The organism is Empedobacter sp. UBA1574, from assembly GCF_002322895.1.
In the GTDB taxonomy this organism is placed as follows: domain Bacteria; phylum Bacteroidota; class Bacteroidia; order Flavobacteriales; family Weeksellaceae; genus Empedobacter; species Empedobacter falsenii_B.
In genome coordinates, this window is sequence record NZ_DCOI01000018.1 from 40,835 (window position 1) to 56,215 (window position 15,381).

The window sequence follows — 15,381 nt, forward strand, 5'->3', positions numbered from 1 at the left end:
AGAGCATTATATAATGCTCTCGTTTTATATATAATATTATATAACGTTATTCTAAATCCTCACAACATCTGGAACTAATATCTCATACTTCCCTCCGTTTCGCATAACATCGCGAACAATACTTGAACTGATGTAAGCTTTACCAGAAGATGTTAATAAAAAGATTGTTTCGATATTATGATTGGTAATTGCTCGGTTTGTGTGCGCAATCGCTTTCTCAAATTCGAAATCGGCTGGATTACGAAGTCCTCGTAAAATAAATTGTGCATTTACTTCATCACAAAAATCGACAGTCAGACCTTTGTAAGCCATTACTTCTACATTTTCGAATTTCGCAACCGAATCTTCAATAAACTTAATTCTTTGCTCCAAAGAGAACATATAATTCTTTGATGAATTTGTACCGATAGCAACAATAATCTTGTCAAATAAAGGAACTGCACGCTCTATAATATCTAAATGCCCTAAAGTAATTGGATCAAAAGATCCAGGAAAAACGGCTATTCTATCCATGCTGAAGGTCTATTTAAAGCAAATTCTATTTCACTATCCATCAAATCTTCCAAAGCAATTCCTGCATGAGCAGCTTGCTGAGGAAAAATACTTGCAGGAGAAAAACCTGGCAACGTATTCATTTCAATAAAATGCGGCTCTCCGTTTACAATAATATATTCTGAACGCGAAAAACCAGACATATTAATACATTTATATGCTTTAGCCGCAATTTCTCTTACTCTTGCTTCAACTTCTGGTGTTAAACGAGCTGGTGTAATTTCGTCAGACAAACCATTATATTTTGCATCATAATCAAAAAATTCTGTGTGCGAAACAATTTCTGTAATTCCCAACACCATTGTTTCTCCTTTGTAATTTAAAACTCCGACCGATATCTCAGTTCCATCTAAGAAAGATTCGATCAAAACTTCTTTATCTTCAAGAAAAGCTTTTTGCATTGCAGCTTCAAATTCATCTTCTTTATGAACTTTCGAAATTCCTAAACTAGATCCTGAACGATTTGGTTTCACGAAACAAGGTAAACCAACTTGATCGATAATTTCTTTTGCAGAATATTGATCTCCTTGATTAAGATAAATTGATTTCGCGTGTGGAATTCCATATTTACTCAATACTGCGATACAATCTTTTTTATTAAATGTTAAGGCAGATTGATAAAAAGGGCATCCATTGTATGGTAAACCAATCATTTCAAAATACGCTTGCAAATAACCATCTTCGCCTGGCGTACCATGAATTGTATTAAAAACGACATCAAACGTAATTTTTTCTCCATTTTTTTCAAATGAAAAATCACCTTTATTGATTGGATATTTTTCGCCTTCAATTTCGGCAAACCAACCTTCTTTTAAGATTCGAACCCTTGTTCTGTCGTACTTTTCTGGATTTAGACTTGAGTAAATTAACTCGCAACTTTTCAACGAAATCACGCTTTCATCCGTATATCCACCTGCTACAACTGCTACTCTTAACATGTTTAATTTAAAATTTATTCAAATATAGAACTTTGACATCAATCATAAATATTATTTTTAAACTATATTTGTGCGACAATTTATCATTTCAATGAAAGGAGTAAAATCAATCATTCAAGTTTTGCTGAATGTAGCTATTGTAATAGCGCTATCATTTGGGCTTTACCATTTTATTTTTAACATTTGGTTAGATTCGTATACAAATCACAATGAATTTGTTGAAGTTCCGGATTTATCTAAAATGAATATTACTGATGCTACAGCTAAGTTAGAAGAACTTGGTTTGACATACGAAGTAGATAGTTCTCGTTTTGATCCAAATACGAAACCTTTTGCTATTATGGATTTTTATCCTGCAGCAGAATCGCGTGTAAAAGAAGGTCGTCGTATCTTTATTAAGTCAAATCCGAAAACATATCGTCCAGTTGAATTACCAGATTTAGTTGGAAAATCAAAACGTTTAGCCTTTACACAATTAGAAATTTCTGGTCTTAAAATTGGAAAAATAATTTACGAACCAGATTTAGCAAAAGATGCAGTTCTTAAAATATTATACAACGGAAAAATTGTAAAAGCAGGAGAACAATTACCTCGTTTTGCGACAGTTGATTTGGTATTAGGACGCGGAATGTTATCTGGTGTTAGAATGCCTAATTTGGTTAATTTAACATTGACAGAAGCTAAAAAATCAATCAAAGATAATTTCTTCGAGATTGGTCAAATCAAATTTATTGGAGCTTCTCATGATACAATCAACGCAAGAGTTGTTTATCAATTCCCATTTGCTACGGATACTTACGATCAAGGTCAACCAATTGATATTTGGTTATCAACAGAACCTCGCGATAAAATTAGAACGCAGTTAAAAGAATTGGATGTTCAGTACAAAAACTTTGGCGAAGATACAATTAGCGGTTCTCAATATAGAGATATTATAACACAAAAAGCTGAACAGCAGATCAAAGATATGCAACAACAGCAACAACAAAATAATCAGCCTACAGAGCAACAAAAGCCTACAGAAGCGCCTAAAGCTCCAGAAGAGATTATTATAGAATAGAAAGAGAATAAATGACAGAAGATTTAGAAGATTTCTTACAAGAGGAAAACGACAATAAATTATACGAGCATTTTTCAATAACGGTTGACAAAGGTCAATCGTTATTGCGTATAGATAAGTTCTTAATGATTAGAATTGAGAACGCAACAAGAAATAAAATTCAACAAGCAGCCGATAACGGAAACATTTTAGTGAACAATGAATCTGTAAAATCGAATTACAAAGTAAAGCCTGGAGATTTTATTCAGATTATGTTAGAAACTCCTCCACGCGAGAATGAAGTTATAGCAGAAGATATTCCAATCAAAATTATTTACGAAGATGATCAAGTTGTCGTAATTGATAAAGAACCTGGAATGGTTGTACACCCTGGACATGGAAATTATACAGGAACTTTGGTAAATGCCTTAAAGTTTCATTTTGATAATTTACCATCAATGTCAGATCAGATGGAACGTCCTGGTTTGGTACACCGTATCGATAAAGACACAAGCGGACTTTTGGTTATTGCGAAGACAGAAGTTGCGATGACAAGTTTAGCAGAACAATTTGCAGCTCACACAACAGACCGTTTATACAATGCTTTGGTTTGGGGAGTTTTGGCAGAACAAGAAGGAACAATTACAGGACATATTGGTCGACACTTAAAAGATCGTATGCAAATGGCAGTTTTTCCTGATGGAGATCAAGGTAAACATGCTGTGACACATTATAAAGTAATGGAGAATTTTTCTTATGTTACATTGGTCGAATGTAAATTAGAAACTGGTCGTACACATCAAATTCGTGCGCATTTCAAACATTTGGGTCATCCATTATTCAATGATGCTCGTTATGGTGGAGATCGCATTTTGAAAGGAACAACATTCAACAAATACAAACAGTTTGTTGACAATTGTTTCGCTGCTTGTCCTCGCCAAGCTTTACACGCACGCACATTAGGATTTGATCATCCTACAACAGGAGAACGTATGTATTTCGAATCCCCGATGCCTGCTGATATGATAGATATTTTAGAACGTTGGAGAAATTATTCGGCAAACTCTGTTCATGCAACAGAACCTGAGGAAAAAATTGATCGCAACGCAAAAGAAATGGAATAGATTTATTTTTAATTATAAAGCACTTCTACGGAAGTGCTTATCTATTTCTATATAAAAACTTACACGATTTTAATCAATGAATTTTTCAGAATTAAATATAATTGAACCAATTTTAAAAGCAATTGATGAGGCTGGATATACAGAACCAACCGAAATTCAAGAGCAATCTATTCCTTTAGTTTTAGAAGGAAATGATATTATTGGTTGTGCACAAACAGGAACAGGAAAAACAGCATCTTTCGCAATTCCTATTCTACAAAACTTAACAAATTCTCCGAGTAAAGGAAGAAAAATTAGAACATTAATTTTAACGCCAACACGTGAATTAGCCATTCAAATCAACGAAAGTTTTAAATTATATGGTAAAAATTTACCATTAAAACATTTAGCGATTTTTGGAGGTGTTAATCAAAATCCACAAATTGGAGCCATCAAAAATGGTGTTGATATTTTAATTGCAACGCCTGGTCGTTTGTTGGATTTGATTGGACAAGGACATTTAAAAATTAATCAAATAGAGATTTTTGTTTTAGATGAAGCCGATCGTATGTTGGATATGGGATTTGTTCATGAAATCAAAAAGATTTTAGAAATCATTCCAAAAGAAAGACAATCACTTTTCTTCTCGGCAACGATGCCAAAAAACATTCGAAAATTTTCTCATTCAGTTCTTCGTCGTCCAAAAGAAGTCAGCGTGGCACCTGTTTCTTCGACTGCCGAAACAGTTGAGCAATTTGTTTATCATGTAGACAAAGACATGAAAGTAAAACTTTTGGTTAGCATTTTAAACGAGCATCCAGAAGATCGTACCTTGATTTTTACACGTACAAAACACGGCGCAAATCGTTTGGTAAGACACTTGGAAAAAGCAGGAATCCCTGCTGCGGCAATTCATGGTGATAAATCTCAAAATGCAAGACAACGTGCTTTAAATGATTTCAAAGAAGAAAAATTAAAAGTATTAATTGCCACTGATATTGCTGCTCGTGGAATCGATATTGATCAATTACCTTATGTGATCAATTACGAATTACCGAATGTTCCTGAAACATATGTACACCGAATCGGACGTACTGGTCGTGCGGGACGCGAAGGAAAAGCAATTTCTTTATGTGCTGCTGACGAAAGAGGTGATTTGGCAAATATTGAGAAATTGATTGGTAATTATGTGACGGTGATTAAAACACCAAAAGAGTTTTATAAATTACCTGACGCAAATAGTAACAATAATAATTTCAAGAAAAATAATACAGGTTTTAAACCCAAAAAAGATACGAAACCAAAGAATCCTCATCGAGGAAGAAGAAAATAAAGCAAAAAAAAATCACTTCGAAATGAAGTGATTTTTTTTATATTTTTCATAGTTGAGTTAAAATTATTTCTCATCAGCATATTTATCTACAATCATGCTCAATGCGCCATCAGTTGTAATATTACACGCCGTTCCAAAACTATCCTGCAATGCGAAAATAGTCAAGATTAGAGCTACTCCAGCTTCATCAAATCCTAAAACATTTGAAATTAATCCTAACGAAGCGACAACTGTTCCACCTGGAACTCCTGGTGCACCAACTGCAAAAACGCCTAAAAGCAAAACAAAAGTTACCATTGTTCCTAAATCAGGAATATGACCATACAATACTTGCGAAACCGTCATCACAAAGAAAACTTCTGTCAAAACCGAACCACATAAATGTGTATTCGAGAAAAATGGAATCGTAAAATTAGCAATCGTTGGTTTAATTACTTTACTATCGTCAACTGCTTTCACAGCAATACCCAAAGATGCAGCAGATGACATTGTTCCAACAGCCGTTAAATAGACAGGAGGATAATGTTTTAGTAGTTTGAATGGATTTGTTTTATGATAAAATCCTGCGATTGTATACATTAATGTCATCCAAATAAAATGACCAATAATAACGATTAAAATTACTTTCAAGAAAACTGGTAATTGTTTTTCAATAGAACCTTCATAACTCAAAATTGCAAAATTTGCAGCAATGAAAAAAGGTAAAATCGGAATCAAAACTTTATTTACCAAAAGAATTACAATATCTTTGAATTGATCAAAAATCTTTTCTAATTCCTTCGCTTTTGTAATCAAAATTCCCATTCCTAGCATCAACGAAATAACCAACGCTGTCATCACCGAAAAAATTGGCGGAATATCTAATTGAAATAAAATTTTTGGAACTTCTCGCAACGAATCCACTGAAGTTGGAATAGATAAATTTGGAATGATTTGATAACCTGCAATCATCGAAAATAACCCCGCTCCTATTGAAGATAAATATGCAATTAATAATGAAAAACCTACTATTTTAGCAGAGCCTTCGCTTAATTTCGTAATTGAAGAAACGATAAAACCAATCACAATTAACGGAACCAAAAAGAAAATTAATTGCCCTGTAAAATATTTTAAGGATAAAACAACTTGAATTGTATTTTCGTTCAGATAATTTCCTAAAACCAAACCGGCAATCACACCCAAAAGCAATCGAAATAATGTATTGCTCGCAATCTTTTTTAACATTTGACACAAAATTTGCGACAAATATAAACTCTATTAATTTAATAGACTAAATATATTTTTGGAAATATTTAAATTTTTTCACTAAATTATATGACATTAAAAAATACACTATCACTCTGATTTCTATTTATAATCTTTTCATATCACTCTGGTTTGCCCAAGAGTCATTATTTTAACACTCCTCTCTCACAAACTGAATTGCTAAATTCAGCGCATTATTGGAAACAATTTTAATGAATTCTTCTCGATCTAAATAGGGATAAAAATATTTTTTATTCAATGTTGAATGACCATTTGTAACAGAAATCCAAACCGTTCCAACTTCTTTTCCATCTTCGCCTTTGTTTGGACCAGCGACACCAGTTGTAGAAATACTAATATCCGTTTTTAATTGATTTCGAACACCTTTAGCCATTTGTTCAGCAACTTTTTCCGAAACAACTGTAAATTCATCAATATCAGATTGATTTACATTGAGCAAATTTACTTTTACCGAAGTGTCGTATGAAACAATAGTTCCGAAATAATAAGCAGAACTTCCCGAAACAGATGTGATCAAACTTGCTATATTTCCTCCAGTACAACTTTCGGCAGTCGAAATTGTCAATCCTTTTTCTTTTAAAACATCACCCAAAACTTGTTGCGCATTTCCTGAATTTTCAGAAACTAGAAATTCTCCTGCAATTAATTTGAATTGATTAATCTGATGTTGAATTTCATTTTGTAAAAATTCTTTATCTGTTCCAAACGCTGAAAATCGTAAATCAATAGAAGTTCGATTCGGTAAATACGCCAAATGAATAAATTCGGGCAAATTATTTTCCCAATCTTCTAACAAAATTGCTAAATCACTTTCAGGAATTCCACTCACCAAAATATCACGATGAACAATAATTTCTGATTGAAATTGGTCTTGTAATTTTGGAATAATTTCGTCACGCATCAAACCTTTCATTTCAAAAGGAACGCCTGGTAAATTGATGATAATTTTATCATTAATTGTAGTCCAAAGACATGGTGCTGTTCCATATTTGTTCTGAATAAATATAGACTTTTCTGGAATTAACGCTTGATCTTGATTCAAACTATTTAACTCTTTTGAGTAACCTCTGGCAACAAATAATTGAACAATACTTTCTAAAATTTTAGGTTCTTGAACCAATTCACAATTTAAAAATTGACACAAAGCTGCTTTGGTTTTATCATCTTTTGTCGGTCCTAAACCTCCTGTTACAATTACAATATCTGATTTTGATATGCTACGTTGAAATCCTTCAATTATATGTTGCAATTCATCTTTTACAGAAATAATTTCTTCCACTTCAATCCCAATCGTATTCAATTGTTTGGCGATAAATGCAGAATTAGTATCTACAATTTGACCAATTAATATCTCGTCACCAATTGTGAGTAATGTCGCTTTAATTTTCATACATAAAAAAACTTGCTTAAAGTTAAGCAAGTTTGATTTCATTATTTATATGATTTTATTTTCTATCTACACCTTGATTATGTAATTCGCGCTGTTTTTGATTATCCTCTTCAATCATTCTCATAAATTCTGAATAGGATACCTTTTGTAACTTATTATTTATTGTAAAAATTGGTGCTTTTTTTAATTCTTTTTTCTTTGTCGCATTCCACGAAATCATCACTTCTACATCATCTTTCGTGTATTTATAATTCAATTCTAAAATCAAACCTTTTGTACCATAATATTTATCTGGCGAATACGAATAAGGAATTGAAGGCGCATACCAAGCAATAACATCAACATCTTTGTATTTCCCGATTGCTTCTTTGGTTTCGATTCCAAGAATAGTTTTACTTTTTCCAGTATCAGTAAAATTTACATAATTAAGCGAATCATAAATGATCATTTTCTTTACAAACAAATCTGTTTCATTGTAAAAAACTTTCTCTTTGTAATCAAAAATTGGTTTTTCTCCTATATCTGGACTAATTCCCATTGAACCTCCTTGTGCTTGCTGAGAATTATCTATTTTTTGAATATTCACTGATTGACTTTGAGTTTTATTATAGGAAAATTGATAATTAATCGAAGGAATATTTTTAGACATTTCTAAAACTTCGTCTCTTTGTTTTTGATCTGGATAATATTGTTTCAAATTTTCTAAAGCTTTATCCGTAAAATGAATTTGAGGTTGAACTTCGTATTCAATTTCATAAAATTGAGCATTTGCGATACTAGAAATCAGAATAATTAGTGCGATTATTTTTTTCATTTTAGTCCTTTTTTTCTATTCCTTGATTGTTAGCGTCATTTCTTTTTTTATCAAGGTCATCCCAAATTCTCTCTAATTCATCGCTCGAAACTCTATTTCCTTTTGTCGGAACAATAAATTTGAATTTAGGTTTTTCTTTGATGTAATTTGCTTTATAAACTCCAAAATATTTCCCCATTCCATCTTCATAAGAAATTTCAAGATCAAGGACTAAACCGCCTGGACTTTTGAAATTAATAAGCATCAAATCTGTTTTAATTTCTGGAACAAACCAAGCTACAAATATTCTGTCATTAAAATTTGCTGTTGCTTTTTGTACTTTATATCCGAGAATATTTTTTGTTTCATTTGATAATTTCCAATCAAGATTATTTATATTATCGTAAACAATATATTTTTTTCCATAAACATCTTGTTGCATCAACGTTTCTTGTTTTGCATGATTGAAATAAGTTGTTCCAAAATACATATATGGTGCACTTTTCTTGATAAAAACAATCTGTCCTTGCCCATTCTGAACTTTTGGTAATTCAATTACGTTTGCTTCATCTTTATTCAAAATAAATTTAAAATCTAAAGCAGGAGGATTTTCATTCTGATAGATATTTTGTTTTCTTACTTCAGGATCAGAAATCTCTTTATAAAAATCTAAACCTTTTTCATTGTATTTTACTTTAATCTGAGTCTCATATTCTACTTCATAAAACTGAGCTTGCGCAAAACTAGAAATGATGATAATTAGTGTTAATAGCTTTCTCATATTTATTTTTTATCAATTCCTTGAGTGTTATTATACATTTCGTTACGTTTCTTGTTGGCTTCGTCATAAATTTTTGCTATTTCTTGTTGAGATACAATAGGTAATTTTGAAGCTTTATCAGCTTTAAGAGGATTTTTGAATTTATATTTTTTTACATTTGGTTGAATAGCTTCTACACGAATAATATTATCCATTCGTCCAACTTTTTCACTTTCAACAAATAAATTCATCTCTAAAACAAATCCTTCAATTGGTTTTACATTTATCGGCATAAAATCAAAATCAATTTCTTTGGTATACCATGCTTCTACTTTATATTTTTTAAAATCAGAAGTTGCTTTATAAACTTTATAACCCAATATTTCTTTTGTTTCGTTTGAATATTCCCAAACTAACTCTTCTATTGGATTTTTGACAATATATTTTTTACCGTAAACATCTTCTTCTTTATAATTTTCATTCAATCTAAAATCTGAATATGTCACTCCTAAAGGCAGTCCTACAACTGATTTTTTAATTTCTCCCTGATAATTTTGATCGTTATTAATTTTTTCTTGTTCAACAGAATTTTGCTCATTTTTAGAAGAATAAATTAAAAAATCTATTGGTTTTGGATTTTCATTCTGTTCAATATTCCATTTTCTTTGTTCTTCATTTTTAATATCTGAAAAAACTTTTTCAATATATTCTGAAGTATACTTTGTATGATGTTTAAATCTTACTTTCACTTCATAAACTTGCGCTTGCGCAAAACTTGAAAAAATGATAATTAGTGTTAAGAAGTTTTTCATAATTGTAATTTATATTTTAAAAATAAAAAAAAAAGTTACAAATCATTGCAACTCTTCTAAATATTAAATTTAAATTATTTTTATAAAATATGTTTCTCAGCGTGGTAAGAAGAACGAACCAATGGTCCAGATTCTACATGACGGAATCCTAATCCACGAGCGAAATCTTCGTATTTTTTGAATTGTTCTGGCGTGATAAATTCTTTCAAAGGCAAATGTTTTTTCGTTGGTTGTAAATATTGACCAATTGTAATGACATCTACATTTGCATCAGCAACTTCCTGAATTGTTTCAAAAACTTCGTCTTCAAACTCACCTAAACCAAGCATAATTCCAGTCTTTGTACGATGTTGACCTGCTTCTTTTGCATAACGTAAAACTTCTAACGAACGATCATATTTCGCCTGAATACGAACTTCGCGCGTTAAACGACGAACCGTTTCCATATTATGAGAAAGTACTTCTGGAGCAGCTTCTACAATACGATCGATGTGTTTTTCGATTCCTTGAAAATCTGGAATCAAAGTTTCCATCGTTGTTCCTGGGCTAATTCTACGAACAGCGTGTATTGTTTCTGCCCAAATAATAGAACCCATATCTTTTAAATCATCACGGTCAACAGAAGTTAAAACCGCATGTTTTATTTGCATTAATTTGATAGAACGCGCTACTTTTTCTGGTTCTGCCCAATCAACTTGCTCTGGACGACCAGTTTTTACACCACAAAAACCGCATGAACGCGTACACACATTTCCCAAAATCATAAATGTCGCAGTTCCTTCACCCCAACATTCGCCCATATTAGGACAACTTCCACTTTGGCAAATGGTGTTCAATTTATATTTATCAACTAAACCTCTTAATTCGCGATGTTTTTTTCCCGTAGGCAATTTTACACGCAACCATTCAGGTTTTTTTACTCTTCCATCTGGTAATAGCTCAACACTCATACATTACTTTTCTGATTGGCTAATTTACAAAGTTTTTTCGAAAGCTATTACATCCTAAATAAATGTAATAAAAATATAGTTTTTAACATTTTTTGGAATATTATTTGGATTTTAATCAGTTAAAATCAATAACAAATGAAAAAATCAATTATCCTTACACTTATTTTTAGCTCAGTAATTTATAGTTGCGAAACAAAGACAGATAAAGAACTTATAAAAACTGAAGAAGCAACAACTGATCATAAAGATTCAACTATTCAAAAAGAACCAATAAACTCATCAGATACACATATTATTGATACGCATAATGCGAAAACTTCTATTGATTGGGTAGGAACTTATGATGGAATTTTACCATGTGCTGATTGTGCTGGAATTAAAACAACTGTAACTTTAAATAAAGATGAAACTATAAAAGTAGTTTCTGAATATATGAAAGGGAACCAAAAATTAATAGATGAAGGTCATTTCCAATGGACTGCTGATAATAATGCTTTGTATTTAGATACAAAAGATAAAAATCGACATTTTTATAGAGTAGGTGAAAATAAACTAATTATCCTATCTCAAGAAGGTGAAGATATCAAAGGTCCATTAGCAGATAAATACATTTTATTAAAAAAGTAAGATTATTAAATCAATATGAAAGACAGTAATTAAGCTGTCTTTCATATTAAAATAAGTTTAATTGTTGCGATTCTAATTCTAACAAAAATTTTTTGCGTTTCTTTCCGCCAGCATATCCAGTTAACGTACCATCTGAACCAATTACGCGATGACAAGGCACTACGATTGCAATTTTGTTTTTTGCGTTCGCATTTGCAACTGCTCGTATCGCTAATAAATCTCCAACAGCTATCGATTGTTCTTTGTATGATCTTGTTTCTCCAAATGGAATTTTGATTAATTCGTTCCAAACTTTTTTCTGGAAATCTGTTCCAATCAAATCAAGTGGAATGGTAAATTCTTTTAAATTTCCTTTAAAATAATCGTTCAATTCATTTTCTAAACGATTCAAAATATCATCATCCTTTTCAAAAATTTCACCCAAGTTTTCTATTTCTTTGAGTTGTTTTTCGGTCGATTTTCCATCAAAAAACTCTAACATACAAATTCCTTTTTCCGACTTTATTGCAAGCATTTCTCCAAGAGGTGTTTGTATTTTTTTTGAGTGAAACATTTTATAAAATTTTAGTTGAAAGTTAGAAAAATATAGTCGTAATTTGGTATCAAATTTGTTGTTAAAAATATCATAAAATTAATTTATGAAAAAATCTATATTCGCGAGTATTTTCGCATCCTTCATTATATTCTCTTGCCAATCAAAAGGTGTTCAACAAGAACAAAAAAACAATAGTATTGATAATGCTATTCCTGCTATTGTAGCTATGGCAGAACATAATTCTAAAAACTCTTTGAATTGGGTAGGAAAATATGAAGGAATTTTACCTTGTGCCGATTGCGAAGGAATAAAATATATTGTTGAATTGAAAAAAGATGGTAACTTTTTTATTGAGCAAGAATATTTAGGAAAAGAAACAGTTTATCAAGACGAAGGATTTTATAAATGGGATGCTTCTGGAAATGTTTTACATTTAAATTCTAATGTAAGTCCATTAGTGTTGAAAGTTGAAGAAAATAGATTGAAAGTTTTGGATCAACAAGGAAAAGAAATTACAGGAAATTTGAAAGATAAATACATCTTGAAAAAGACTAAATAATAAAAAATAAAAGGCAATCTCGATTACGGATTGCCTTCTATTTTTGAAATTATTTTAGTTCAATAAATGATCTTTTGTTAATTTTTCAAAAACTTTAATTACACCAATTACTTGAATTTCTTCTTGTAAATATTCTTCAAAAGTAAAATAGTTGTAAGCTTCAATTTCATTTGTTGGTTTTATTTCTTCGTTCAAATCGTACAAAAAACAATCTTGTTCCATCAAAAGATCCTGTTCTCCATATGCTTCAGCTGTAATATGACAATAAAAATTGAGCTCTTCTCTTACCAAATCCAAACTCAATTCTTCTTTTATTTCTCTTACCAAAGCTGTTTCAGAATTTTCACCTTTATCAATTTTTCCACCTGGTAAATACCACGCTTTTTTATTTTTGCTAAATGTCAAAAGCAGTTTATTATTTTTAATAACTAATAAACCCGCTGTTGGTAATTGAATCATCTTTTATTTTTCTAAACTTTTTTGCCATTCCCAGGCAGTACGCATACTTTCTGATAATTTTGTTTCAGGTTTCCAACCCAATTCTTTTTCTGCTAAAGAGTTATTTGCATAAGCTTCGATAATATCTCCTGCGCGACGCTCTTTGATTTCGTATTTCAATTTCAAATCATTGGCATCCTCAAATGCGTGAACAACTTCTAAAACCGTAGATCCTGTTCCAGTTCCAAGATTAAAGAATTCTAGCTTTGCTTTATTTTTATTTTCGATCAAACGAGTTACGGCTTTTACGTGTGCATCAGCCAAATCATTTACATCGATATAATCACGAATTGCCGTTCCATCACGCGTTGGATAATCATCTCCCCAAACCGATAATGCTTCTCTGATTCCAGCTGCAGTTTGTGTAACATAAGGAATTAGATTATTTGGAATTCCTTTTGGTAATTCTCCAATTTTAGCAGTTGGATGCGCACCTACTGGATTGAAATAACGTAAACAAATCACATTTTTATCAAATGCTGCTGAGAAATCTTCTAAAATTTCCTCTCCCATTTGTTTCGTTTTTCCATAAGGAGATTCAGGTTTTTTCAGTGGAGTTTGCTCGTCAATAGGCATTTTATCCGCTTGTCCGTAAACTGTACAAGACGAACTAAAAATAATATTATCTGTATCAAAATCTTTCATCGCATCCAAAAGATTAATCAAACCTAAAATATTATTACGGTAATACATCAACGGTTTTTCAACAGATTCTCCAACTGCTTTATGCGCTGCGAAGTTGATAATTCCATCTATTTTATTTGTTTTGAAAAATTCGTTTACTTTTTCTTGATCTTTTAAATCAATCTCGAAATAAGTTGGTTTTGTTCCAGTAATAGAAGTAATTTTATCCAACACACCAATTTCTGTGTTCGATAAATCGTCTATGATCACAACTTCATAACCTGCATTTTGTAAAGCTACAACTGTGTGCGAGCCAATATAACCCAAACCTCCAGTTACTAATATTTTACTCATTTTTAATATTTAGTTTTTATAGTGAAATCAAATTTAGGAAAATAAAAAAGCTTCTGAAACTAATCAGAAGCTTTTTCGTATTATTTTTAGGATAAATTATTTTCCAAAAAATTCGCGAACAGCAGAAGTGATGTAAGCCAATTGCTCCTCATCTAACTCTGTGTGCATTGGTAAAGACATTACTTCTTCTACCAATTTGTTTGTATTTGGAAAATCTGCATCATTATAATGCCCGTTATCATACGCTTTTTGTTTGCGTAATGGAACAGGATAATAAATCATCGCAGGAATTTCTTTTTCAGTCAAGAAAGCTTGTAATTCATTACGTTTACCATTTGTTACACGTAACGTATATTGATGGAATACGTGAGTTGTGTCTTCTCCTTTTACAGGCGTTAATAATGCATCAATATCTTTAAAAGCATCTGTATAATAAGCCGCAGCTTTGTTACGAGCAGCGTTATAATCATTTAAGAAAGGTAATTTACGACGTAAAACTGCTGCTTGAACAGAATCCAAACGAGAGTTAACACCAACTTCATCGTGGTAGTAACGTTTGTACATTCCGTGATTTACAATTCCACGTAAACGATGTGCAATATCATCATCATTTGTAAAAATTGCTCCACCATCACCATAACAACCTAAGTTTTTTGAAGGAAAGAAAGATGTACAACCAATGTGACCAATTGTTCCAGCTTTTCGACCTTTGTAATCCGCTCCAATAGCTTGTGCAGTATCTTCTACAACATATAAGTTATGTTCTTTTGCAATTGCCATAATCTCGTCCATATTCGCACATTGACCAAATAAATGAACTGGAATAATTGCTTTTGTTTTTGGCGTGATTGCCGCTTTTAATTTTTCTGTATCAATTGTAAAAGTATCATAATCAACGTCAACTAAAATCGAATTTAATTTCAATAAATCAACAACCTCTACTGTTGCAGCAAATGTAAAATCTGCCGTAATTACTTCATCACCTGGCTCTAAACCTAAGGCCATCAAAGCAATTTGCAACGCATCAGTTCCGTTTCCACAAGGAATTACGTGTTTTACATTTAAGTAATTTTGCAATTCAGTTTCGAATTGTTTTACTTCTGGTCCATTAATAAAAGCAGCCGAATCCAAAACATTCAAAATTGCTGCATCAACGTCTCCTTTTATTTTTTGATATTGACTTTGTAAGTCAACCATTTGTATTTTTTTCATAACTTAATGAATCTTTCAAAATCTACAACTTTAAAA

The 15,381-nt window shown here is 31.5% G+C and carries 17 protein-coding genes; 5 read left to right on the top strand and 12 right to left on the bottom strand.

The window, feature by feature from the left end:
• Positions 1–51: 51 nt before the first annotated feature.
• Both coaD and B3578_RS04160 read right to left on the bottom strand, forming a co-directional pair.
• Positions 52–513 (bottom strand): pantetheine-phosphate adenylyltransferase, encoded by a 462-nt coding sequence (gene coaD / locus B3578_RS04155; RefSeq protein WP_115001540.1) that lies wholly within the window; start codon positions 511–513, stop codon positions 52–54.
• A complete protein-coding gene (locus tag B3578_RS04160) occupies positions 501–1,490 on the bottom strand; it encodes a D-alanine--D-alanine ligase (protein ID WP_115001541.1) in 990 nt (329 codons plus the stop codon). The genes coaD and B3578_RS04160 overlap by 13 nt, the downstream gene beginning before the upstream one ends.
• A gap of 91 nt (positions 1,491–1,581) precedes the next feature.
• Between B3578_RS04160 and B3578_RS04165 the strand changes: the two genes are divergently transcribed.
• The 3 genes from B3578_RS04165 to B3578_RS04175 all read left to right on the top strand — a co-directional run bounded on the left by B3578_RS04165 (position 1,582) and on the right by B3578_RS04175 (position 4,965).
• The gene (locus B3578_RS04165) at positions 1,582–2,550 is read left to right on the top strand and encodes a PASTA domain-containing protein (protein WP_286494713.1); all 969 of its coding nucleotides are present in this window, start codon (positions 1,582–1,584) and stop codon (positions 2,548–2,550) included.
• Between the two features lie 11 nt (positions 2,551–2,561).
• A complete protein-coding gene (locus B3578_RS04170; protein WP_115001543.1) occupies positions 2,562–3,653 on the top strand; it encodes an RluA family pseudouridine synthase in 1,092 nt (363 codons plus the stop codon).
• Positions 3,654–3,729: 76 nt separating this feature from the next.
• On the top strand, positions 3,730–4,965 hold the full coding sequence (locus B3578_RS04175) for a DEAD/DEAH box helicase (protein ID WP_286494714.1): 1,236 nt from the start codon (positions 3,730–3,732) through the stop codon (positions 4,963–4,965).
• A 63-nt stretch (positions 4,966–5,028) separates the two neighbouring features.
• Here B3578_RS04175 and B3578_RS04180 read toward each other — a convergent pair whose 3' ends face one another.
• The 6 genes from B3578_RS04180 to lipA form a co-directional block, all read right to left on the bottom strand.
• Complete coding sequence (locus B3578_RS04180; RefSeq protein WP_286494715.1) at positions 5,029–6,189, bottom strand: dicarboxylate/amino acid:cation symporter; 1,161 nt, start codon at positions 6,187–6,189, stop codon at positions 5,029–5,031.
• A gap of 172 nt (positions 6,190–6,361) precedes the next feature.
• Positions 6,362–7,621, bottom strand: a complete 1,260-nt coding sequence (locus B3578_RS04185; RefSeq protein WP_286494716.1) for a CinA family nicotinamide mononucleotide deamidase-related protein — start codon at positions 7,619–7,621, stop codon at positions 6,362–6,364.
• A 55-nt stretch (positions 7,622–7,676) separates the two neighbouring features.
• The gene (locus tag B3578_RS04190) at positions 7,677–8,435 is read right to left on the bottom strand and encodes a GLPGLI family protein (protein WP_038331875.1); all 759 of its coding nucleotides are present in this window, start codon (positions 8,433–8,435) and stop codon (positions 7,677–7,679) included.
• A 1-nt stretch (position 8,436) separates the two neighbouring features.
• Positions 8,437–9,195 carry a GLPGLI family protein gene (locus B3578_RS04195; protein ID WP_286494717.1) on the bottom strand — a complete coding sequence of 253 codons (759 nt, stop codon included), beginning with the start codon at positions 9,193–9,195 and terminating at the stop codon, positions 8,437–8,439.
• A 2-nt stretch (positions 9,196–9,197) separates the two neighbouring features.
• Positions 9,198–9,986: a GLPGLI family protein gene (locus B3578_RS04200; RefSeq protein WP_125348637.1), complete on the bottom strand. Its 789-nt coding sequence runs from the start codon at positions 9,984–9,986 to the stop codon at positions 9,198–9,200.
• A gap of 80 nt (positions 9,987–10,066) precedes the next feature.
• Positions 10,067–10,936 carry a lipoyl synthase gene (lipA, locus tag B3578_RS04205; RefSeq protein ID WP_280036882.1) on the bottom strand — a complete coding sequence of 290 codons (870 nt, stop codon included), beginning with the start codon at positions 10,934–10,936 and terminating at the stop codon, positions 10,067–10,069.
• 135 nt (positions 10,937–11,071) lie between these two features.
• Between lipA and B3578_RS04210 the strand changes: the two genes are divergently transcribed.
• Complete coding sequence (locus tag B3578_RS04210; RefSeq protein WP_286494718.1) at positions 11,072–11,563, top strand: copper resistance protein NlpE; 492 nt, start codon at positions 11,072–11,074, stop codon at positions 11,561–11,563.
• 46 nt (positions 11,564–11,609) lie between these two features.
• Here the strand turns inward: B3578_RS04210 and B3578_RS04215 are convergent, their stop codons facing one another.
• Positions 11,610–12,116: a methylated-DNA--[protein]-cysteine S-methyltransferase gene (locus B3578_RS04215; protein ID WP_286494719.1), complete on the bottom strand. Its 507-nt coding sequence runs from the start codon at positions 12,114–12,116 to the stop codon at positions 11,610–11,612.
• 85 nt (positions 12,117–12,201) lie between these two features.
• On the opposite strand from B3578_RS04215, the gene B3578_RS04220 reads away from it, so the two are divergent.
• Positions 12,202–12,657 carry a copper resistance protein NlpE gene (locus B3578_RS04220; RefSeq protein WP_219033668.1) on the top strand — a complete coding sequence of 152 codons (456 nt, stop codon included), beginning with the start codon at positions 12,202–12,204 and terminating at the stop codon, positions 12,655–12,657.
• Between the two features lie 54 nt (positions 12,658–12,711).
• On the opposite strand, the gene B3578_RS04225 is transcribed toward B3578_RS04220, so the two are convergent.
• The 3 genes from B3578_RS04225 to B3578_RS04235 form a co-directional block, all read right to left on the bottom strand.
• On the bottom strand, positions 12,712–13,116 hold the full coding sequence (locus B3578_RS04225; protein WP_221854189.1) for an NUDIX hydrolase: 405 nt from the start codon (positions 13,114–13,116) through the stop codon (positions 12,712–12,714).
• 3 nt (positions 13,117–13,119) lie between these two features.
• On the bottom strand, positions 13,120–14,133 hold the full coding sequence (gene galE, locus B3578_RS04230) for a UDP-glucose 4-epimerase GalE (protein ID WP_286494720.1): 1,014 nt from the start codon (positions 14,131–14,133) through the stop codon (positions 13,120–13,122).
• A 96-nt stretch (positions 14,134–14,229) separates the two neighbouring features.
• Positions 14,230–15,345: a DegT/DnrJ/EryC1/StrS family aminotransferase gene (locus B3578_RS04235; RefSeq protein ID WP_286494721.1), complete on the bottom strand. Its 1,116-nt coding sequence runs from the start codon at positions 15,343–15,345 to the stop codon at positions 14,230–14,232.
• Between the last annotated feature and the right edge of the window lie 36 nt (positions 15,346–15,381).

Excerpts from the sequence above, each read along its gene's own strand:
- coaD (WP_115001540.1), bottom strand. The coding sequence starts at position 513 with ATGGATAGAATAGCCGTTTTTCCTGGATCTTTTGATCCAATTACTTTA.
- B3578_RS04160 (WP_115001541.1), bottom strand. The coding sequence starts at position 1,490 with ATGTTAAGAGTAGCAGTTGTAGCAGGTGGATATACGGATGAAAGCGTG.
- B3578_RS04165 (WP_286494713.1), top strand. The coding sequence starts at position 1,582 with ATGAAAGGAGTAAAATCAATCATTCAAGTTTTGCTGAATGTAGCTATT.
- B3578_RS04170 (WP_115001543.1), top strand. The coding sequence starts at position 2,562 with ATGACAGAAGATTTAGAAGATTTCTTACAAGAGGAAAACGACAATAAA.
- B3578_RS04175 (WP_286494714.1), top strand. The coding sequence starts at position 3,730 with ATGAATTTTTCAGAATTAAATATAATTGAACCAATTTTAAAAGCAATT.
- B3578_RS04180 (WP_286494715.1), bottom strand. The coding sequence starts at position 6,189 with ATGTTAAAAAAGATTGCGAGCAATACATTATTTCGATTGCTTTTGGGT.
- B3578_RS04185 (WP_286494716.1), bottom strand. The coding sequence starts at position 7,621 with ATGAAAATTAAAGCGACATTACTCACAATTGGTGACGAGATATTAATT.
- B3578_RS04190 (WP_038331875.1), bottom strand. The coding sequence starts at position 8,435 with ATGAAAAAAATAATCGCACTAATTATTCTGATTTCTAGTATCGCAAAT.
- B3578_RS04195 (WP_286494717.1), bottom strand. The coding sequence starts at position 9,195 with ATGAGAAAGCTATTAACACTAATTATCATCATTTCTAGTTTTGCGCAA.
- B3578_RS04200 (WP_125348637.1), bottom strand. The coding sequence starts at position 9,986 with ATGAAAAACTTCTTAACACTAATTATCATTTTTTCAAGTTTTGCGCAA.
- lipA (WP_280036882.1), bottom strand. The coding sequence starts at position 10,936 with ATGAGTGTTGAGCTATTACCAGATGGAAGAGTAAAAAAACCTGAATGG.
- B3578_RS04210 (WP_286494718.1), top strand. The coding sequence starts at position 11,072 with ATGAAAAAATCAATTATCCTTACACTTATTTTTAGCTCAGTAATTTAT.
- B3578_RS04215 (WP_286494719.1), bottom strand. The coding sequence starts at position 12,116 with ATGTTTCACTCAAAAAAAATACAAACACCTCTTGGAGAAATGCTTGCA.
- B3578_RS04220 (WP_219033668.1), top strand. The coding sequence starts at position 12,202 with ATGAAAAAATCTATATTCGCGAGTATTTTCGCATCCTTCATTATATTC.
- B3578_RS04225 (WP_221854189.1), bottom strand. The coding sequence starts at position 13,116 with ATGATTCAATTACCAACAGCGGGTTTATTAGTTATTAAAAATAATAAA.
- galE (WP_286494720.1), bottom strand. The coding sequence starts at position 14,133 with ATGAGTAAAATATTAGTAACTGGAGGTTTGGGTTATATTGGCTCGCAC.
- B3578_RS04235 (WP_286494721.1), bottom strand. The coding sequence starts at position 15,345 with ATGAAAAAAATACAAATGGTTGACTTACAAAGTCAATATCAAAAAATA.